This window comes from Stenotrophomonas sp. RG-453 (assembly GCF_033843685.1).
GTDB classification, from domain to species: Bacteria; Pseudomonadota; Gammaproteobacteria; order Xanthomonadales; family Xanthomonadaceae; genus Stenotrophomonas; species Stenotrophomonas bentonitica_A.
This window is the reverse complement of record NZ_JAMYED010000006.1, coordinates 92,541-113,636: the sequence shown is the minus strand read 5'-3', so window position 1 is coordinate 113,636 and position 21,096 is coordinate 92,541. Positions and strand designations below refer to the sequence as shown.

General features: G+C 66.9%; 14 protein-coding genes. 8 read left to right on the top strand and 6 right to left on the bottom strand.

Translation table 11 applies throughout. The features are described from left to right. Positions 1-45 precede the first annotated feature (45 nt). Positions 46-921, top strand: coding sequence for an energy transducer TonB (locus NJD74_RS12915; protein WP_139146346.1), 876 nt, complete (start codon positions 46-48; stop codon positions 919-921). A gap of 36 nt (positions 922-957) precedes the next feature. Here the strand turns inward: NJD74_RS12915 and NJD74_RS12910 are convergent, their stop codons facing one another. The 3 genes from NJD74_RS12910 to NJD74_RS12900 form a co-directional block, all read right to left on the bottom strand. Further along, the gene (locus NJD74_RS12910) at positions 958-2,544 is read right to left on the bottom strand and encodes a sensor domain-containing diguanylate cyclase (protein WP_070472249.1); all 1,587 of its coding nucleotides are present in this window, start codon (positions 2,542-2,544) and stop codon (positions 958-960) included. Between the two features lie 216 nt (positions 2,545-2,760). Further along, positions 2,761-3,777 (bottom strand): cupin-like domain-containing protein, encoded by a 1,017-nt coding sequence (locus NJD74_RS12905; RefSeq protein ID WP_319624307.1) that lies wholly within the window; start codon positions 3,775-3,777, stop codon positions 2,761-2,763. Between the two features lie 111 nt (positions 3,778-3,888). Beyond that, positions 3,889-6,900 carry a TonB-dependent receptor gene (locus NJD74_RS12900; RefSeq protein WP_019183504.1) on the bottom strand — a complete coding sequence of 1,004 codons (3,012 nt, stop codon included), beginning with the start codon at positions 6,898-6,900 and terminating at the stop codon, positions 3,889-3,891. A gap of 421 nt (positions 6,901-7,321) precedes the next feature. On the opposite strand from NJD74_RS12900, the gene NJD74_RS12895 reads away from it, so the two are divergent. Further along, complete coding sequence (locus tag NJD74_RS12895) at positions 7,322-8,599, top strand: sugar MFS transporter (protein ID WP_319624306.1); 1,278 nt, start codon at positions 7,322-7,324, stop codon at positions 8,597-8,599. Between the two features lie 9 nt (positions 8,600-8,608). Here the strand turns inward: NJD74_RS12895 and NJD74_RS12890 are convergent, their stop codons facing one another. Further along, a complete protein-coding gene (locus tag NJD74_RS12890) occupies positions 8,609-9,616 on the bottom strand; it encodes a LacI family DNA-binding transcriptional regulator (RefSeq protein WP_046273075.1) in 1,008 nt (335 codons plus the stop codon). Between the two features lie 342 nt (positions 9,617-9,958). On the opposite strand from NJD74_RS12890, the gene NJD74_RS12885 reads away from it, so the two are divergent. Next, positions 9,959-12,490, top strand: coding sequence for a glycoside hydrolase family 3 protein (locus NJD74_RS12885; protein ID WP_102788612.1), 2,532 nt, complete (start codon positions 9,959-9,961; stop codon positions 12,488-12,490). A gap of 177 nt (positions 12,491-12,667) precedes the next feature. Here NJD74_RS12885 and rho read toward each other — a convergent pair whose 3' ends face one another. Together rho and trxA are read right to left on the bottom strand one after the other, a co-directional pair. Further along, positions 12,668-14,482 (bottom strand): transcription termination factor Rho, encoded by a 1,815-nt coding sequence (gene rho / locus NJD74_RS12880; RefSeq protein ID WP_284128703.1) that lies wholly within the window; start codon positions 14,480-14,482, stop codon positions 12,668-12,670. Between the two features lie 222 nt (positions 14,483-14,704). Beyond that, positions 14,705-15,034, bottom strand: coding sequence for a thioredoxin TrxA (gene trxA, locus NJD74_RS12875; protein WP_019183509.1), 330 nt, complete (start codon positions 15,032-15,034; stop codon positions 14,705-14,707). A 560-nt stretch (positions 15,035-15,594) separates the two neighbouring features. On the opposite strand from trxA, the gene rhlB reads away from it, so the two are divergent. The 5 genes from rhlB (at position 15,595) to ung (ending at position 20,612) form a co-directional block, all read left to right on the top strand. After that, entirely contained in the window at positions 15,595-17,307 is a 1,713-nt protein-coding gene (rhlB, locus tag NJD74_RS12870) for an ATP-dependent RNA helicase RhlB (RefSeq protein WP_070472235.1), read from the top strand. Between the two features lie 105 nt (positions 17,308-17,412). Continuing rightward, positions 17,413-18,099 carry a cell division ATP-binding protein FtsE gene (gene ftsE / locus NJD74_RS12865; RefSeq protein ID WP_019183511.1) on the top strand — a complete coding sequence of 229 codons (687 nt, stop codon included), beginning with the start codon at positions 17,413-17,415 and terminating at the stop codon, positions 18,097-18,099. Continuing rightward, on the top strand, positions 18,096-19,046 hold the full coding sequence (gene ftsX / locus NJD74_RS12860; protein ID WP_319624305.1) for a permease-like cell division protein FtsX: 951 nt from the start codon (positions 18,096-18,098) through the stop codon (positions 19,044-19,046). Before ftsE ends, ftsX begins: the two co-directional genes overlap by 4 nt. 7 nt (positions 19,047-19,053) lie before the next feature. Then, complete coding sequence (locus NJD74_RS12855) at positions 19,054-19,896, top strand: response regulator (protein ID WP_019183513.1); 843 nt, start codon at positions 19,054-19,056, stop codon at positions 19,894-19,896. Continuing rightward, complete coding sequence (gene ung / locus NJD74_RS12850) at positions 19,893-20,612, top strand: uracil-DNA glycosylase (protein WP_070472228.1); 720 nt, start codon at positions 19,893-19,895, stop codon at positions 20,610-20,612. Before NJD74_RS12855 ends, ung begins: the two co-directional genes overlap by 4 nt. Positions 20,613-21,096: the final 484 nt, after the last annotated feature.

Below are 21,096 nucleotides of genomic sequence, written 5' to 3'. Positions count from 1 at the left end.
TTCCCACTGCGCTACGCTGTCAGGCATCCACAAGGAGAGAGTGCGATGCGTTGTTCCCCTATTCTTGCCCTGGCATTGGCCTTCAGCGGCGTGGGCATGGTCGTGGTCCCTGATGCGGACGCACAGACCAAGCGCGAGGTGCGCGAGCAGGCCGAAGCCAGCATGGTGCTTACCGGCGAGATCGATATCGGCACCGAAGGGCAGGTCGAGGCGTTCCGTCTGGACAAGCGCGCGCAGGTCGACGAGACCATCGTCACCTTCGTCGAAAATGCAGTCAAGACGTGGCGTTTCGCCCCGGTGCTTGTGAATGGCCAGGCCGTCAAGGCACGTACCCCGGCCACCATCCGCCTGGGTGCGAAGAACAACCCCGATGGCACCGGCCTGATCACGCTGCTGGCAGCGAATTTCGAAACGTACGACGAAACCTCGACCGACAACGTCACCAAGGTGAAGATGACGCCGCCGGTGTATCCCGAGGATGTCTTCAATGCGCGCGGGCGTGGCGATGTATTGCTGCTGATACAGGTCGGGCGCGACGGGAAGGTGCTGGATGTGGCCACCGAGCAGGTCAATCTTCGTGTGATCGCCAACGAGGCGAACATGCGGAAAATGCGCGACAAGCTGGCCCGCGTGTCGATGGGCGCCGCACGTAAGTGGACCTTCAAGGCGCCCTCTACCGGAGATCAGAAGGACGAGGCGAGCTGGACCATCCGGGTGCCGGTGCGATTTTCGTTCAGCGATGAGGTGGAGCGCTACGGCCGCTGGGATGCCTACATTCCCGGCCCGCACCAGCAGGCCCCGTGGCGCAGCGACAAGGCACTGAGCGCCGATGCCAATGCCGACCTGCTGCCCGCCGGCGGCGTGTTCATGGCCGACGCCGCCAGCAAGGCGCCGAAGCTGCTGACGCCGCTCGGCGGCTGAGACTAACAGGAGCGCGGGCGTCGCGCCCGCGGTCCCTCATCCTACGCCCGGACTGCCGGGCTGCGGGTACACCACCGTGCGGTTGCGGCCCTGTTCCTTGGCCATGTACAGGGCCTTGTCGGCCAGCCGCAGCGCCTGCTGCGGATCATCGTGATAGGTCGGGTAGTGGGCCACGCCCAGCGACACGGTGACCGTGCCGACCTGCTCGAACACTTCGGCGGCCACCTGGATACGCAGGCGCTCGGCCACCTGCGCGGCATGGAGGGCATCGATGCCCGGCAACAGGATCAGGAACTCCTCGCCGCCGTTGCGGCAGAGCAGATCGGTGTCGCGTGAGCCATCGCGCATCAATTGCGCGATGCGCAGGATCACGGCGTCGCCGACCGCATGACCGAAGCGGTCGTTGATGCTTTTGAAGCGGTCGATGTCCAGCGCGATGATCCCGAACGGCTGGCCGCGTGCCTGCCAGTCTTCCAGCCCCTGCTGCAGGCCGCGCCGGTTCTGCAGGCCGGTAAGGGGATCGGTCATGCTGGCGCGGTTGAGCTTGCCGATGCGGTCCTGCAGCAGGTTGAAGCTGTACAGCAGGGCGGCTTTGAGCTGGGCGACTTCGTAGTACCAGGCCCGGATACCGGTGACGTGGCGGATCGCGATGCCGGTGTCGCGGTTCTGCACGTTGCGCGCCAGCTGCCATAGCGGCAGCGAGATGCGCCGCGCAAACCACCAGGTGATCAGCAGCGACAGGATGCCCAGCGGAATCGCATTCCAGATCACCGCCGACATCAGCTTGGACAGTGAGGCCAGCGTGGCGGTGGTCGGCCGCTGGGCCACCACCCCCCAGCCAACGCTCGGCACCGGCGCGTACCCGGCCAGCATCTGCACGCCATGGGTATTGCGCACCTGCTGGGCGCCCGAGTGGCCCTGGGTGACTGCCTGCACGGCCGGGTTCTGCAGCGCGAACTGGCCGACCCGGTCCTGCTCGATGTGGTACAGGATGCGGCCATTGCGGTCGACCACGTACAGGTAGGAACCATCGCGGTAGTAGTGCTTGCCCAGCAACGACTGCAGGATGCTGCGCTGGCGCAGGTAGATGGTGCCGCTGACGTAGCCCTGGTACTGGCCCTGCGCGGAGAAGATCGGGTGCGAGATCGCCACCAGCAGCCGGCCGGTGGCCGACTGGTACGGGTCGCTGATGAACGGCGCACGCCGGGCGAGGGCGTCGCGGTTGCCAGCACTGTTGAGCAGCACGCCCTGCAGGGCAAGACTCTGCGGTGAGGTGGCCAGCACGGTGCCCCCGGCATCGACGATCAACACCGAGTTGAAGCTGTTGGTCTGCAGTTGCAGGCGGGCGGCCTCGGCCTCCAGCGCCTGGCGATCATGCTGGCGCTGGCCGAGCACGGTGGCGCTGTAGGCCACCTGCTGCTGAGCGGAGAGCACGAAGTTCTGGGTCGATTCGGCGAGCTTGCTGGCGTACACGCGGTTGGCTTCCAGCGTGTTGCCGATCAACTGTTCGCGCTGCACGCGGTAGCTGGCATGCAGGGTGTTGGCCAGGGCGATGATCGCGCTGAGCAGGGCCAGGGCAAGGATCAACGTGCCGAGGTTGAGGCGGGCGGACAACGGGCGCATGCGGTTCACGGGCAGCAGGGTGCAGCACCAACCGGAACACGCGGATGGAACGGCAGCAGCGAAGCAGTCAGGAGCGCACGACACAGTGCCGAACCGGTGCGCGTGCCGCGCCCGCCTTTCGACGACCCCGCCCCCGGGCGGTCAACAACTCTTTGGGCGGCGATTATTGCGGATTACACCCCCACGTGGGTGAAGTGGGCACCGCGGTGGCGGCCTTCAGCGTTCCAGGCGCCTGCGCAGTACGCCGCGCAGGTGATCGGCGCCGGCCTGGTCCAGTGGTCCGAGCACACCGCGTACGGCCTCGGGGATGTGCGCGGTGGTGTGTTCATCGGCCTGGAAGACGTAATGCTGGAACATCGCCTGCCAATGCGCGCGCTGCGCCGGCGGCAGATCGCGGAGCGCCAGCAGCGAGAGCATCAATGCGTTCATCGGCGCATCCATCCACGCCGGCACCGGCCGCCACCAGTAATTGACCAGCACGTTGAACGCCTCCAGCCCTTCCATGTGGTGCCACCACAGCGATGGAATGAACACGGCATCGCCCGGCCCCAGCTCGGCCACCTGTGCGTGCGCCAGTGCCGCGCTGAAGCGTGGAAACCGCACCAGGTCCGGTGCGGCGAAATCGACCAGGCTGACCGCCTGCCCGGCCGGCGTGAAATCCAGTGGCCCGATATACAGATTGCCCACCTGCGATGGGGGGAACAGGGTGACGCGGCGGCGGCCGGCGGCTACGCAGGCCAGGTTGTCCGGCACGTCCTGGTGGGCGGCGATGCGCGAGCGGTTGCCGATCCAGATGCTGGCCAGCGGATCGTCCACCCCCAGTTCCAGCGCATTGGTCTGGCGGAAGCCAGGCAGGAAGCTGTCCAGCGTGGTCGATGCCACATAGATCGACGGCGGTGCCGGTGCCGGCGCGTACTTGAGCAGGGTATCGAGCACGACCTTCAACGGGATCTGCTCGCGGCGGAAATTGAAGCCGCTCATGTCCGCGTTGTAGAACACCCGTCCCCGGGCCTCCGGTGGCGCCGTGGTGGCAGTGACCGGCAGCGCGCCGTGATCGAACTGCTTGAGATGGTCAACCGCCGCCTGCGCGGACCGGGTCGCTGCGGCGACCAGCGGCCACCCGGCCACCAGCCCGCGGATCACCTTCGGCGTGGTCCAGCCGGGCAACTGCGCGTGCAGCTGCGCCGGATCCAGATCATGCAGTTCCTCGATCGGGCCGGGCATGGCGGACATCGGCATCCTGATGGCAGGGGCGGGTGGCGCCCACGGTAGCGCGCAGGTGAGGGAAGCGGAAGGCCGCGGGATGAGCGCGGCCTTCCGGTGCTGCAGCTCGGCAGTGCCGACTCAGAACTTGTAGCGGACGCCGAACATGTACCGCGGGCCGGTCTGGGTGGCGTAGCGCAGCATGTTGGTGTGGCGCGAGTAGGTGCGCATGGTCTCGTCGGTCAGGTTGATCGCTTCCAGGCTCAGGGTCAGCTGCTCGCTGACCGCGTAGCTGATGTTGAGATCAAGCTGGCCGTAGGCTTCGGTGTAGTTCGGGTTGGGGCCCTGGCCGCCGATGCCGTTGAGGAACTTGTCGCGCCAGTTGTAGGCCGCACGCACCTGCCAGGCGTTCTTGTCGTAGAACAGCACCGCGTTGGCGGAATCGCTGAGGCCGATCATCGGATACTGGTCGCCCAGGCTGAGGTTGTCGAAGGTCAGGCCGGACTTCACCTTGGTGTAGTTCGCCGCGACGCCAAAGCCGGACTGGCCGAACAGATGCTGCACGGCCACTTCCCAACCCTGGAGGTGGTCCGAACGCTGGTTGGCCGGCAGGGTGACGTCAAACCCGGCAATCGGATCACCCGGCTGGCCGACGATGCTGCCGGTCTGCTGCCCTGCGGAATTGACGCCGGTGGAGGTCACGCCCGGGTCGCCGGCATGGTTGGTGAAGATGTAGTTGCGGATGCACACCGTATCGGTGGCCACGCAGCCCGATGCCAGTGCCTCGTTCCAGTAGGCGCCGCCCACGGGGGTGTGCAGGCTGCCTGCATCCTCACGCGCGATCGTATTGCTGATGAAGTTCTTGATGTTCTTGCGGAAGAAGCCGACCGAGGCGTAGCTGGCCTCTCCGTAGTACCACTCCAGCGAGAGATCGAAGTTGTCCGAGAGCAACGGCTCCAGTGCCGGGTTGCCACGCGAGCCGGTGCCGCCCTGGGTGCGCACGATGTTGTCCAGACGCTGCCCGCTTTCGATCTGCGTCCAGCCTGGACGGCCGAGACTGCGGCTGTAGCTGCCGCGCAGCGCCAACGATTCGCTCAGGTCCAGCTTCAGGTCGAGATTGGGCAGGATGTAGTCGTACTTGCCCTTGCCACCCACGAAGGCGCCTTCGTCGGCGTAGGTGATGTTGAACTCGTTGAGCGAATTCCAGCTGATGGAGGTCGGGACGCGCACCAGCGCCTGCGATTCCACCTCGGTTTCTTCGTAGCGCACACCCGCGGCAATATGCAGCGGCATGTTCCAGTCAAAGGTAGTGCGGTATTGCAGGTAGGCGCTCTTGGACGTTTCCGTGGTGCGGATGTCCTCGGAGTATTCCGTCGGGGCGACATAGCAGGTGGGGCAGGCCGGTTCCACGCCATTGGCCACCTGGGCGGCACGATCGCGCAGGCGGTCGAAATCGAACACCAGGAACTGGCCCGTCAGGCGCGGATCGTTGTGGCCGGAGAACGCCTTGAAGTACTTGGCCATGTCATCGGCGTACCAGATGCTGTCATCGTAGTCCGCAGGCGTACCGACGCCGCCCCAGCTGTCTCGCTGCATGATGGCCGCCGCCGAGCGGTTGTCCACCTTGGTGTGGCCCACGCCGAAATCCAGCGCGGAGTAGTCGGCAAAGCGGAACACGCCCTTGGCCTGCAGCTGCTCCACTTCAGACTTGTTGTAGCTGTTCTGGAAGACCGAGCCGGTCACCAGGGCATCCGATGCCTGGATGCCGCCAGGAGGCAGTGCGATGTTGATGATGGGGAGGTCGCCGCTGTAATCGACCGTGGTCTTGCCACGCACGTAAGCGGCGACGCCAAGCACGCCCGCCGAGCCGTAGGGGCCATCGGGCTGCGATTCGGCACTGGCGCGGTTGTAGTCGAAGGTCATGTCCAGCGCGTCGTTGACCTCCCACTCGACGTTGAAGCCTACCGCTTCCATGTTGTTCTTGGTCGCCAGCTTCATGCCGCCCATGGCCACGTCGCCGTTGACCACGTCTTCGCTGTAGACGATCGGCGCGGCAACCGGGCCGTTGGTCCAGGTGCTGTCGCCGGGGCCGTAGTTGAACCACACCGACAGTTCGCTGCGCTGCTGCTGGACCTTGTTCTCGACATAGGTGTAGTCCAGCGTGGTGGTCACGTTGTCCAGCGGCTTCCACTGGAACGTGGCCTGCCCGTTGGTGCGCTGGCGCTGTACCGCATTGACGTTGTAGGCCGAGTTCTGCGGGCGGCCATAGATATCATCGGGGCCCGGGCGGTTGGTGATCCGGTCGGCATAGCCCGTGCCGGGTTGTGGCAATGCCCGCCAGTCGGTGGTGTCGCTGCCACGAAGCGTCGCCCAGCCTTCGGCAACGGTCGCCTGGTTGAAGCCGGAATCGCGTTCCTGGTGGCTGGCACTGAGTGCAACGCCGAAGCGTCCGTCGGCGTAGGTCTGGCTGAAGATGCCCGACAGCTCACCGGTGATGTTGGACCCTTGCAGCGTGCGCGGCACGTTGTCGTTGGAGGTGTCGTGCACCGCCTTCAGGCCCAGGCTGACGACCGGCGCCGCCTCCAGTGGACGCAGCGTCTTGATGTTGATGGTGGCACCGATGCCGCCGGTCGGATTGTCGGCGCGGGTGGTCTTGTAGACCTCCACGGCCGAAATCGATTCGGAGGCGATGTTCGCAAAGTCGAACGATCGCGAGCCGTTCAGGCCGGCACCGCCGTTGCCGAGGTTGGACGCCGGCATCTGCCGGCCGTTCAGGAGCACCAGGTTGTAGTCCGGGCCGATGCCGCGGACGGTCACCTTGGAGCCCTCGCCGCTGGAGGTACGGTCGATCGACACGCCGCTGATGCGCTGCAGCGATTCGGCCAGGTTGGTATCCGGGAACTTGCCGATGTCCTCGGCAACGATGCCGTCGACCACGCCCTGGCTGTCGCGCTTGAGGTTCATCGACGAGGTGAGGCTGCCACGGATGCCGGTGACCTGCACCGCATCCAGCGTGGTGGGGTCGACGCCATTCGGGGCTGTCGTGGAGGTTTCCCGGGCCGCGGGATCCTGCGCCCAGGCCGGGCCGGCCAGGACAGCGAGAAGTGCGGAGGTGAGCATCGCCTTGCGGGGTACGGCCTTGTACGTCTTCATGATGATCCCTCCCCAGGGAATTCGATCGTGGCGGTTCTGCGTTGTGTCGGCGCGGGTTCCAGTGCGCACGGCCCGGATTGGAGCCATGGTTGACAGCGTTGTCAACAAACGACGTCCCCGCTGCGCTTTGCCTGGCCATCGTCACGCGTTCCACGTTGCCTGCACATCCGGCACCTGCGCGGCGGAAGCACTGCAACGCAGGCGTTGTGGCCCGATTCCACCGGGACGTCGGCCGCCGGAAGGAGGATGCACACGCGTTGTGCAGTGCAGAACGAAACTGCGCGAAGTGAATCGCGTGCACGCATCGCAGCATCGCGGGCCACGGACAGCGGATGGCTGACAGCGCTGGACAATCGCGGTCCAAGCAGGTTCCATGTCTGGCCGCCGACTGGCCGGCTCTCCCAATCTGGAAGGACATGCAATGGACACTCCTGCTGCCGTCCGCGGACAACATGTGCAAAGCAATGGCGTTGCACTGGCCGTGGTCACCGCCATCTTTTTCATGTGGGGTTTCCTCACCTGCCTCAACGACATCCTGATTCCGCACCTGAAGGCGGCGTTCGCGCTCACCTGGGTGCAGGCGATGCTGGTCCAGTTCACCTTCTTCGGCGCGTACTTCCTGATGTCGCTGCCCGCCGGGCGCCTGGTCGCGGCGGTGGGCTACAAGCGCGGCATCGTTGCCGGCCTGGCCATCGCCGGTGTGGGCGCGCTGTTGTTCTGGCCGGCGGCACAGGCGCATGTGTATGGCCTGTTCCTCGGCGCGCTGTTCGTGCTGGCCACCGGCATCACCGTGCTGCAGGTCGCTGCCAACCCCTATGTTGCGCTGCTCGGTCCGGAGCAGACCAGTTCCAGCCGGCTGACCCTGGCGCAGTCGATGAACGCGCTGGGCACCACGATCGCGCCGTTGTTCGGCGGCCTGCTGATTCTCTCGGCCGCGCCGCGCACCGCCGATGAACTGGCCCTGCTGCCGCAGGCCGAGGCACTGGCTTACCGCGCCGCCGAAGCGCAATCGGTGCAGCTGCCGTACTTCGGCCTGGCCGTCGCGCTGTTCGTGCTGGCGGTGGCGATCTGGATGTTCCGCCTGCCGGCCATTCCCGGCGTGGAAGGCGCGGCCGCCACCGGCAGTGGCCGCCTGCGCGATGCGCTGCGCCATCGCCACCTGCGCTATGGCGTGCTGGCCATCTTCTTCTACGTGGGCGCGGAGGTCTCGATCGGCAGCGTGCTGGTCAATTTCCTTTCGATGCCCGGTATCGGTGAGGGGCTGACCGAGCAGGAAGCCACGCGCTACGTGTCGCTGTATTGGGGGGGGGCGCTGGTCGGCCGTCTGCTGGGTGCGGCATTGCTGACCCGGCTGGACCCGCGCCGCATGCTGGGGGTCTTCGCGTTGATCGTGATCGCCCTGCTGACGCTGACGATGCTCGGCAGCGGCAACCTGGCCAAGTGGAGCGTGGTCAGCATCGGCCTGTTCAACTCGATCATGTTCCCGACCATCTTCGCGCTGGCCATCGCCCGCCTGGGCACGTTGACCGGGCAGGCCTCCAGCCTGCTGGTGATGGCGATCGTGGGCGGCGCGGTGATCCCGCTGGCGATGGGATGGCTGGCCGACCATCACGGGCTGCAGGTGTCCTTCCTGCTGCCGATGCTGTGCTACCTGTTCATTGCCTTCTACGCCTGGCGCGGTTCACGCCACAGCCACTGAGGCAGGCGCTCAGCGGCGACGCGGGGGGTGCGTGGATTCACGCACCAGCACCGCATGGTCGACGGTGACCATGACCCCGGCCTCCGGGGAGCGGATGCGGTCGATCAACTGCTCGGTGGCCAGCCTGCCCATGGAGGCGGTCGGCTGGCGCACGGTGGTCAGCGCCGGGTAGATGTGCCCGGCGATCGGCGTGTCATCGAAGCCGCAGACCGACAGGTCGCGGGGAATGCGCAGGCCGCGCTGCCCGGCGACGCGGAACACCGCGGCGGCCATGTCATCGTTGGCGGCGAAGATCGCGCTCGGCGGCTCCGGCAGGTCCAGCAGTGCATTGGCCGCCTCGATGCCGGATTCGAACGAGAACTGCCCGTTGACCACCAGCGCCGGATCGTAGGCGATGCCGTACTGGCGCAACGCCTGGCGGTAGCCGGCCAGGCGCCACTGGCAGGCCCCGTGCGCGCGCGGGCCCTTGATATGGCCGATGCGGCGATGCCCCTGCGCGACCAGATGACCGATCAGTTCAACCACTGCGGTGGTCTCATCCATGCGCACGCCGATGCAGCCGTCCGGATGCCGCGGTGCGATGGACGCATACGGAATCTCATGCTCTTCCAGGTAGGCCAGCACCACCGCGTCATCGGTCAGCGGCGGGATCAGCACCACCCCGTCCGGGCGCGAATTCTCGAACAGCGCAGCCAGGTCGGGCAGGGTGCGGCGCGCCGTGCCGACCGGGCCCAGGATCAGGTTGTAGTGGTGGGCATGGCACGCCTCCAGCATCCCGTTCTGGATTTCCATGAGGTAGTTGCGCGAGGGATTGTTGTAGACCAGCGCCAGTGCATACGAGCGCTGCCCGGCCAGGCTGCGCGCGGAGAGGTTGGGCTTGTAGCCCAGCCGCGTCACGGCGGCCAGCACCCGCTCGCGGGTTTCCGCGCGCACGTTGGGCTCGTTGTTGAGCACGCGGGAGACCGTCTTGATCGATACACCCGCAACGGCGGCGACATCCTCGATACGACTACGCATGGTGCGGGGGTTCCTCTCGGAGGGGCGGGCGGCCAGGTGCCGATGGTAGTGCGCGTGTGTCACATCGATGTTGCCGATGCAGGCGGATGTTGCCATGCCGGCGACGTGCGTGGCGGGTTCGGGTTTTCCATGCCGCGATGCAGCAGTTCAAGCACGGCCTGGACATCATCTCCGGTGGTGATCCCCGCTGCAGCGGGACGCCGTTCGCAAGCGGGGCCGCGGGCGGTTGACAGCGTTGCCATGGGCTTATATGACAGCGCTGTCAGAGAGGGGCGCTGACCGCTGCCCGGCTGCGGTCCCGCCCGTTCCGTTCGCGCGTATTTCATCAGAGGAAGATGTCCAGTGACCAGCTCCAACAAGACGATTCTCGCTACCTGCCTGCTGGCTGCGCTGGCCTCGACGGCCGGTGCCGCACCGGCCACCGGTGAACGCCTCAAGGACTGGCCCCATGTGACCAGCGCGATCGGGCCGGATGCTGCGCTGGAGGCGCGGGTGCAGGAGATCGTGGCGCAGATGACGCTGGCGCAGAAGGTGGGCCAGATGACCCAGCCCGAGATCAAGATGATCACGCCCGACCAGGTCCGCCAGTACTACATCGGCTCGGTCCTCAATGGCGGCGGCTCCTGGCCGGGCATGGACAAGCACGCCACGGTCGCGCAGTGGCTGCAGTTGGCCGATGCGTATCGGGCGGCCTCGCTGGCCACCGATGCGCGCACACCGATCCCGGTGATCTGGGGTACCGATGCAGTGCACGGCCACAACAACGTCTACCGTGCCACGCTGTTCCCGCACAACATCGGGCTGGGCGCGGCCGGCGACGCCGCGCTGATCGAGCGGATCGGCCGGGCCACCGCACACGCGGTGCGTGCCACCGGCATCGACTGGGTGTTCGCGCCGACGCTGGCAGTAGCGCACGATCCACGTTGGGGGCGCACCTACGAAAGCTATTCCTCCGACCCGCACGTGGTACGGGAATTCGCCCAGGCCTACGTCAAGGGTGCGCAGGGGCGCTTCGGCGACGACGGCAATGTCGTTGCCACCGCCAAGCACTACATCGGCGATGGCGCGACCGACAGCGGCCGCGACCAGGGCGAAGCGCTGGTCGACAAGGCCACCATGATCAACGTGCACGGGCAGGGCTACTACGGTGCGCTTGGCGAAGGCGTGCAGACGGTGATGGCCTCGTTCAACAGCTGGAACGACCGCAGCGGTGGCGTCGACTACGGCAAGATGCACGGCAACAAAGCGCTGCTGACCGGCGCGCTGAAGGAGAAGATGGGCTTCGACGGTTTCGTCGTCTCCGACTGGAACGGCATCGCCCAGGTGCCGGGCTGCCGCAACGACAGCTGTGCGCAGGCGATCAACGCCGGCATCGACATGGTGATGGTGCCCGACGACTGGAAGGCCTTCATCGCCAACACCATCGCCCAGGTGGAGAGCGGGGAGATCCCGATGGCGCGCATCGATGATGCGGTCACCCGCATCCTGCGCGTGAAGCTGCGCGCGGGCCTGTTCGATCACAAGCCGTCCGACAGCCGCCATGCCGGTGACGTCGCCGCCGTGCAGCACCGTGAGCTGGCGCGCCAGGCCGTGCGTGAGTCGCTGGTGCTGCTCAAGAACGAGGCCAAGGTGTTGCCACTGCGCCGCGATGCGCGGGTGATGGTGGTCGGCAAGAGTGCCGACAACCTGTCCGATCAGTCCGGTGGCTGGTCGCTGACCTGGCAGGGCACCGAGAACCGCAATGCCGATTTCCCCACTGCCGATTCGGTGCTGGGTGCGCTGCGTGCCGAACTTGGCGCACAGAAGGTTGCCTACAGCGCCGATGCGACGGCGCTGGATCCCGCGCAGTTCGACGTCGTGGTGGCCGTGATCGGCGAGACGCCATATGCCGAAACCAACGGCGACATCCTCGCGTCCGATCCGGTCAGCCACAGCCGTGCCTATCCGCAGGATCTGGCCGTGCTGCGCGCGGCCCAGGCCAGTGGCAAACCGGTGGTGACCGTGTACTTCTCCGGGCGCCCGATGTACACCAACGATCTGCTCAACCACTCCCAGGCCTTCGTGGCGGCGTGGTTGCCGGGTACCGAAGGCAAGGGCATCACCGACGTGCTGGTGGCTGGCAAGGACGGCAAGCCCGCGCATGATTTCCGCGGGCGGCTGAGCTTCCCGTGGCCGGGCGTGCCGTGCCCGGCGCCGATCGACCGCCCGGATCCGAAGCAGCCGCCGCTGTTCGCGCTTGGCCACGGCCTGAGTTACCGCACCCCGGGCAAGGTCGACCGCCTGCCCGAAGCCAACCCGGACAACTGCGGCGAGGTCACCACGGTGCCGATCTTCAACCGGGCCGACACGCCGCCGTTCGCGCTGCATGTGGCGGCCGCTGGTGCCACCCAGCCGCTGGGCAACGACCTCAACGCCACGTTGCGCTGGCCGGCCGCCGCGCCGGTAGTGCAGGTACGCACCGTGCAGATCAATACCCAGCAGGATGCCAAGGAAGTGACCTGGCTGGCGCCGGCGCAGTTGATCGCACGCAGTTCCTCGCGGCGCAACCTGGGTGCGCTGGCCCGTAATCACGGCGCGCTGCAGTTTGACGTGCAGCTGGTGCAGCGCCCGGTGTCGCCGGTGAAGGTGACCATGCAGTGCGGTACCGGCTGCGAGGGCGGCGTGGATATCGCGCCGGTCCTGGCCACCCTTTCGCCGGGGCAGAAGCAGACCGTGACCGTACCGCTGGCGTGCTTTGCCAAGCAGGGCGTGGACCTGGGTGCGGTGGAAGCACCGTTCGTGGTGAGCGCCGACAAGCCGTTCGCGGCGGCGTTCACCCAGGTGCGCGTATCGGTGGATGCAGACAATGCGGCGGGCGGGGTGCGCTGCCCGTAGCGCCGGGCTCTGTCCGGCCGGCGTTCGGCGGAGGATGTGTGGAGCCGGCCAGCGGCCGGCACTACCTGCGTGGTGTGGGGATGCGTGGAGCCGGCCAACGGCCGGCACTACCCGGGCACCCCTCAACGAAAAAGGCCCCGCGATGCGGGGCCTTTCTCTGTCCGGAAGATGCGCCTATCAGCGCTTCATCGAACCGAAGAACTCGTCGTTGGACTTGGTGTTCTTCATCTTGTCGAGCAGGAATTCCATCGCGGCCATTTCATCCATCGGATGCAGCAGCTTGCGCAGGATCCAGATCTTCTGCAGCAGTTCCGGTTCGATCAGCAGGTCTTCGCGACGGGTGCCCGAGCGGTTGATGTCGATCGCCGGGAACACGCGCTTTTCAGAGATGCGGCGGCTCAGGTGCACTTCGCTGTTGCCGGTGCCCTTGAACTCTTCGTAGATCACCTCGTCCATCTTGCTGCCGGTATCGACCAGCGCGGTGGCGATGATGGTCAGGCTGCCGCCTTCCTCCACGTTGCGCGCGGCGCCGAAGAAGCGCTTCGGACGGTGCAGGGCGTTGGCGTCCACACCACCGGTGAGCACCTTGCCGGAGCTGGGCACCACGTTGTTGTAGGCACGCGCCAGGCGGGTGATCGAGTCGAGCAGGATCACCACGTCCTTCTTGTGCTCGACCAGGCGCTTGGCCCGCTCGATTACCATTTCGGCGACCTGCACGTGGCGCGCAGCCGGTTCGTCGAAGGTGGAGCTGATGACTTCGCCGCGCACGGTGCGCTGCATTTCCGTCACTTCTTCCGGGCGCTCATCGATCAGCAGCACGATCAGGTGCACGTCCGGATGATTGGTGGTGATCGCCGTGGCCACCTGCTGCATCATCATCGTCTTGCCGGCCTTGGGCTGGGAGACGATCAGCGAACGCTGACCCTTGCCCTGCGGTGCCATCAGATCGAGGATGCGGCCGGTGATGTCTTCGGACGAACCGTTGCCGCGTTCCAGGGTGAAGCGCTTGCGCGGGAACAGCGGGGTCAGGTTCTCGAACAGCACCTTGTTCTTGGATGCTTCCAGCGGCTCACCGTTGATGGTGTCCACGATCGACAGCGCGAAGTAGCGCTCGCCGTCCTTCGGGAAGCGGATGCGGCCGGACAGGTGGTCGCCGGTGCGCAGGTTGAAGCGGCGGATCTGGCTGGGCGAAATGTAGGTATCGTCCGGGCCGGCCAGGTAGCTGGCTTCGGCCGCGCGCAGGAAGCCGAAGCCGTCCGGCAGGATTTCCAGCACGCCGTCGGCGGCGACGCCGTCGCCATGACGGGTCAGCACCTTGAGCAGGGCGAAGATCACGTCCTGCTTGCGGGCACGGGCCACGCCTTCGGAGATCTGCAGCTGTTCGGCGATTTCCAGCAGCTTCTGTGCCGGCATGCGCTTGAGGTCACTCAGCGAATAGACCGGGAAGCCTTCGGGCACGTTGGCCTGCTGGCTGCGCACGAACGGCTGCTGTTCGCCGTTGTCCTGCGGCATGCCGTCGTCGTTGTAGCGATCGCCACCGCGGTTGCGGTCACGGCGATTGCGGAAACGGTCGCGGCGGTTGCCTTGGCCCTGACCCTGGCCTTGGCCCTGGTTCTGGCCCTGACCCTGACCCTGCTGGTACGGGTTCTGCCCGCCCTGCTGGTTCTGGTTTTGGTTTTGGTTTTGGTTCTGGTGCCGGCCATTCTGGTTGCGCTGGCCACCGTCGCCGGTGTCCTGCTGACCACCGCCCTGCGAGGGCGATGCGTCTCCACCGGCAGGAGCTGCCGGCGCCGATGCCTGCGGGGCTGCCGAAGGAGCAGCAGCCGGCGCCGGCGCGTCAGACGCGGCAGCCAGAGGCAGAGCGGGTTGTGAGGGGGGGGAACCTGCCTCGGCAGCGGTGTTGGCGGCGGCCTTGGCGACGCGCGGCTTGCGCACGCGCTTCTCGGCGGGCGCGTCGGCGCTCCCGGGTTCGGAAGTAGTGATATCGGACAAGTGCTGGATTCCTCGCTAGAAGGTGCGAGCGCCCGGCAGGGCGGCGAACGTTGGGAAAGGATCTGGAAGGAAACTGCGTCCAGAAGATGCGGCGCGCGAATGCGGCCGGATATGCCGACACTAACACCGGCTCGCGGCAGCGCGCAAGCCGGGTGGGGCAGGGTCATTCATGCGGGCGATGGGCCCGCGTGGCAGCCGGACGGGGCCGGCTGCCTGCAGCGATCAGGCCAGGGCCTTGTCGAGCATGCCGGCCAGCTGGGCCTTGCCGACGGCACCGATCTGCTGGGCCTGGACTTCGCCGTCCTTGAACACCAGCAGCATCGGGATCGAGCGCACGTGGTACTTGGCGGCCAGGGCACGGTTCTGGTCCACGTTGACCTTGGCGATCTTGGCGCGGCCGTTGTAGGCGTCGGCCAGTTCGTCCAGGGCCGGGGCGATCATCTTGCAGGGACCACACCATTCGGCCCAGAAATCGACCAGTACCGGTTCCTTGGAATTCAGCACTGCGCTATCAAAGTCGGCGTCGCCGACATGTACAACCTTGTCGCTCATCTTGGTTTCTCGTCTGGTAATGCACCCGGCAGGGCCGGAGGAAGTTGAATTTGGGCAACGCCAACCGGGCGTCACCCTCGTCTGGTGCCTCGTGGCCGCGGGCGGCCAGCGGTGCGTTCGGCGGATGCCTGGACGCTCACGGGGCGCAGTGTACCGCTATCGCCGTGACCGGACAGACGCTGGTTGGAAAGAAGCGTCCCGTGATCGCCCACCTGCGTTATCGCGACGATCCTGGTTGATATGCGGGGGCCGGGAGGCCGGTTCCAGCCCCGCCCGCCGCGCCGTTCAACCGGCGGCAGGGCGGGTGAATAGGAGGTGCAGAGCGCGCGCCAGCCCTGCCAACGCGCTGTAATGGCACGCCGGGCGGGCATTCTCATGGCGCTGCGCGACGGGTGATCCCGGTTTGACGCCGACATTGCGCTAAACTGGGGCATTGTGCGGCGCCCTGGACCTGGAGTCCGGCCCTGCCAATCCCGGCGCAGGGGCCGTTTGCGACGGTGCCCCCCAAGATTGCAAGCCACCCCGCACCTCTGCCGGGATGGCCTTACCAAGACGGACTCATGAGCGACAAACCGCTGACCGATTTGACCTTCTCCTCCTTCGAGCTGCATCCGGCCCTGCAGGCCGGCCTTGAAGGAGCCGGATTCACCCGTTGCACGCCCATCCAGGCGCTGACCCTGCCGGTCGCGCTGCCCGGCGGCGACGTCGCCGGCCAGGCCCAGACCGGCACCGGCAAGACCCTGGCCTTCCTGGTCGCCGTGGTGAACCGCCTGCTGACCCGCCCGGCGCTGGCCGACCGCAAGCCGGAAGACCCGCGCGCGCTGATCCTGGCGCCGACCCGCGAGCTGGCCATCCAGATCCACAAGGACGCCGTGAAGTTCGGCTCCGACCTCGGCCTGCGCTTCGCGCTGGTCTACGGTGGCGTGGATTACGACAAGCAGCGCGAGATCCTGCAGCAGGGCGTGGACGTGATCATCGCCACCCCGGGCCGCCTGATCGACTACGTCAAGCAGCACAAGGTGGTCTCGCTGCATGCCTGCGAGATCTGCGTGCTCGACGAAGCCGACCGCATGTTCGACCTGGGCTTCATCAAGGACATCCGCTTCCTGCTGCGCCGCATGCCCGAGCGCACCACGCGCCAGACGCTGCTGTTCAGCGCCACGCTCAGCCACCGCGTGCTGGAGCTGGCCTATGAGCACATGAACGAGCCGCAGAAGCTGGTGGTGGAGAGCGAATCGATCACCGCCGCCCGCGTGCGCCAGCGCATCTACTTCCCGGCCGACGAAGAGAAGATCCCGCTGCTGCTGGGCCTGCTCTCGCGCAGCGAAGGCGCCCGCACCATGGTGTTCGTCAATACCAAGGTGTTCGTCGAGCGCGTCGCGCGTTCGCTGGAGAAGGCCGGCTACCGCGTCGGCGTGCTGTCCGGCGATGTGCCGCAGAAGAAGCGCGAAAGCCTGCTCAACCGCTTCCAGAAGGGCCAGCTGGAAATCCTGGTGGCCACCGATGTGGCCGCCCGCGGCCTGCACATCGACGGCATCAAGTACGTCTACAACTACGACCTGCCGTTCGATGCGGAAGACTACGTGCACCGCATCGGCCGCACCGCGCGGCTGGGCGAAGAGGGTGATGCGATCAGCTTCGCCTGCGAGCGCTACGCGATGGGCCTGCCGGATATCGAGGCCTACATCGACCAGAAGATTCCGGTCGAGCCGGTCACCAGCGAAATCCTGACCCCGATCCCGCGCGCGCCGCGTGCACCGTCGCCCGAAGGCGAGGGTGATGCCGAGGGCGACGAGAACGAGAGCGTCGGCCAGATCTTCCGTGAAGCGCGCGAAGCGCGTGCGGCGGAAGAGCAGCGTCGTGGCGGTGGCAGCAGCCGCGGCGGCAAGCCGTCCGGTGGCCGCGGCGAGCGCCGCGCCCCGGGTGAGCGCAGTGCCGATGGCAAGCCGCGCCGTGAGCGCAAGCCGCGCGTGGAAGGCGAGCAGCCGGTGGCTGCCGCCGCCGATGCCGTGGCCAAGCCGCAGCTCACACCGACCGCCGCCCCGTCCGCCGAGGGCAGCCCCGCCGTGGAAGGCGAGCGCGCCCCGCGCAAGCGTCGTCGTCGCCGCCACGGCCGTCCGGTCGAAGGTGCCGAAGGCGCGGCAGCCACCGGCCCGGTGACCCCGGTGCAGGTGACCGCCAAGCCGATGCGCGGCACGCCGGCCGCCGATCCGGGCGCCTCGTTCCTGACCCGCCTGGGCCGCAAGATCCGCCGGATGCTCTCCGGTTCGTAAGACCTGACGGCTGAGGTAGTGCCGGCCGCTGGCCGGCGCTACCGATCAGCCCCCCCATCAGGTTGCCGTTACCTACGCGCCACGCTCGTCCTGCATAATCAGGGGATGAGCGTCCTGCGTTTTGACAATGTCAGCAAACAATATGCCGGCGGCCACCAGGCACTGGTGGACGTCAGCTTCGATGTCGCCCCCGGGGAGATGCTGTTCGTTACCGGTCATTCCGGTGCGGGCAAGAGCACCCTGCTCAAGTTGATCCATCTCGACGAGCGGCCCAGCCGCGGCGCGGTGATCTTCGATGAGCGCAACCTGCTGAAGGTGCGCGGCGGCAGTATTCCACGGCATCGGCGCGAGGTCGGTGCGGTCTACCAGGACCACCGCCTGCTGATGGACCGCAGCATCGCCGAGAATGTCGCCCTGCCGCTGATCCTGCGTGGCACCCGTCGCAACGAGATCGGCAAGCGCGTGCGCTCGGTGCTCGAACGGATGGGCCTGGGCCATCGCGAAAAAGCGCTGCCCTCGCAGTTGTCGGCCGGCGAGCAGCAGCGCGTCGGCATCGCCCGTGCGATTGTCGGCGAGCCCAAGCTGCTGGTCGCCGATGAACCAACCGGCAATCTCGATCCGACCCTGGCGGCAGAAATCATGGCGTTGTTCGCCGAACTGCCCGACCGCGGCACCAGCGTGCTGGTGGTCAGCCACGATCTGGCCCTGCTGCGGCGCATGCGCAAGCGCGTGCTGATCCTGGACCACGGCCGCCTGGTCGATGACATCTCGCCGCAGGACCTGGCCGAATGAATACTCCGGTGACCAAGGAAACCGCCGCGCCTTCGCGCCTGGGCGTGTGGCTGCACCATCATGGCCACAGCGTGGTCTTCAGCCTCGGCCGCGCCTGGCGCAAGCCGTGGGCGACCCTGCTCACGGTGATGGTCATGGCGCTGGCGCTGGCCCTGCCGCTGGGCCTGTCGATCGCGCTGGACAACCTCAAGCACTTCGCCGGCAGCGTGCAGCAGTCGCGCGACATCAATCTGTTCCTCAAGACCGATGCCGGGGCCGATGCGGCCGGCCAGGTCGCCGAGACTTTGCGCGCCCGCGCCGACGTGGCCAAGGTGACCGTGCAGACGCCGGAGCAGGGGCTGCAGGAGCTGCGCGAAAGTGCCGGGCTCGGCGAAGCGATCGATGCGCTGCACGACAACCCGCTGCCGACGCTGCTGATCGTGACCCCGGGCGAGGGCGCCGATGACGCGCGCCTGGCGCAGTCGCTGGAAGCCCTGCCGCAGGCCGACCTGGTGCAGCACGATGCACTGTGGCGCAAGCGGCTGGATGGCTGGCTGGGTTTCGGCACGCGCCTGGTGCAGGTGTTGTCGGTGCTGCTCGGGCTCGGTGCCGCGCTGGTGGTCGGCAACACGGTGCGCCTGGATATCCAGGCCCGCCGCGATGAGATCGGCGTGCTGCAGCTGCTCGGTGCCAGCGATGGCTTCATCCGTCGCCCGTTCCTGTACCTGGGCGCGTGGTACGGCCTGGGCGCCGGCGCGGTGGCGCTGGCCCTGATCGGTGCCGCCGGGCTGGCGCTGCGCCCGCCGCTGGCCGCGCTCTCGCAGAGTTATGGCAGCCCGTTCGTGCTGCATGGTCTGGACCTGCTGCATTCCTCGTTCGTGCTGCTCGGCACCGTGGTGCTGGGCTGGCTGGGCGCCTGGCTGGTGACGGGACATTTCCTGCGCCAGACCCGTCCCACCGAAACCTGAGCCCCGCATGCGTCCGCAAGCCCTCAAGCACCTCGTCGACGACGCACCGCGCGTGATGGTCGTCGATGGCTCCCGGCTGGTCCGCAAGTTGATCGCCGATGTGCTGCAACGCGAACTGCCGGCGGTGGAGGTGGTGGGCTGTGCGAGCATCGCCGAGGCGCGGGCGGCGCTGGATGCCGGCCCGGTCAGCCTGGTCACCACCTCGCTCACGCTGAGCGATGGCGACGGGCTCGACCTGGCGCGCATCGTGCGCGACGCCGCGGGGCAGGCCTACGTACCGGTGATCGTGGTCTCCGGCGATGCGCAGCAGCATCTGGAGCAGCGTCGCTTCACTGAGTACGTCACCGACTATTTCGACAAGGCGCTCGGTCACGAAGCGCTGGCCACCTTCATCCGCGGCTATGTGCAGCCGGAGACGATTCCCGGCGCGACGATCCTGTACGTTGAAGACAGCCGCGTCGTCGCCGAGGCGACCAAGCGCATGCTCGAACGGCAGGGCCTGAACGTGCTGCACGTGCTGACCGCCGAAGATGCGTTCGCGCTGCTCACCGCCGAGTCGCTTGGCCGCAGCAGCCATCGCATCGACCTGGTGCTGACCGATGTCACGCTCAAGGGCGAGCTCAGTGGTCGCGACGTGGTGCAGCGCGTGCGCGTGGATTTCGGCTACGGCAAACGCCGCCTGCCGGTGCTGGTGATGACCGGCGACGGCAACCCGCACAATCAATCCGGTCTGCTCCAGGCCGGTGCCAACGATCTGGTGCAGAAGCCGATCGAAGAGCGGCTGCTCATCACCAAGGTGCTGTTCCAGCTGCGTCTGTCCCGCCTCAACGACAAGCCTGCAGTGCGATGAATGACGATGTAGTACCCAGCATCCAGCTCGAACCGAGCTGGAAGACGCGTATCGGTGATTACCTGCTGCGGCCGGACATGCGGGAGTTGTCCGCTTTTCTGCGCCAGCGCAAAGCGGCCGGAGCCCAGGTGTTCCCACCGGGCCCGCAGATCTTTGCCGCCTTCGATGCCACGCCCTTCGACCAGGTCAAGGTGGTCATCCTCGGCCAGGATCCGTATCACGGGTACGGCCAGGCGCACGGCCTGAGCTTCTCGGTGATGCCGGGCGTGCCGGTACCGCCGTCGCTGCTCAACATCTACAAAGAGATCGAGGCCGATCTGGGCATTCCGCGCCCCGACCACGGGTGCCTGCTGCCGTGGGCGCATCGCGGCGTGCTGCTGCTCAACGCGGTGCTGACCGTGGAAGCGGGCAGCGCCGGTGCGCACCAGCGGCGCGGCTGGGAGGGCTTCACCGACCACGTGGTCGATACCCTCAACCGCGAGCGTGAGGGCGTGGTGTTCCTGCTGTGGGGCAGCTACGCCCAGCAGAAGGGCAAGGTCATCGATACCGGCCGGCACCGCGTGCTCAAGGCACCGCATCCGTCACCGTTGTCGGCGCATCGCGGCTTCCTGGGGTGCCGGCATTTCTCGATGACCAACGAGTACCTGCAGCGCCGCGGCCACGGCCGCATCGACTGGTCGCTGCCGCCGCGCGCTGCGCTGGAGCCGGCGGCGTAATCACTGGCGGTCGTCATCTGGACGGCCAGCATCTCGATGATGGATTGCCCCACCTGCCGCTTGCGGGTTGAACATGGCGGGGTATTGCCAGGCGTCGGTGAGTTCGGGCTGCCACGCATGGCGTGGATTACGGCTTCGGTGGGTTCGGGCTGCCACGCATGGCGTGGCACTACCGGGGATGGCGGTGTTGGCGGTCGGCTTCGTGGGGGGCATGGGGGTAGAGCCAAGCCATGCCTGGCTGAACTGCCGGCAACCTTTCCGGGATGAATGGGCGCTTCTGGCGGGCTGTTCAGCCAGAAAACACGTGATATCACCCAATTCATCACCCTATCCTATTGATTTCATGGGGGTTGATGCCTCGTTTCCAGGCTCTCGCCACTGTCATCATTTCGCGGTACGTTAGACGTGCAATCTGTACCAGCATCCCATCAACAGAACGCTGGAACTTCTTTCCCCTTTAGCAGTCCAATTCCGGGACTGCTAA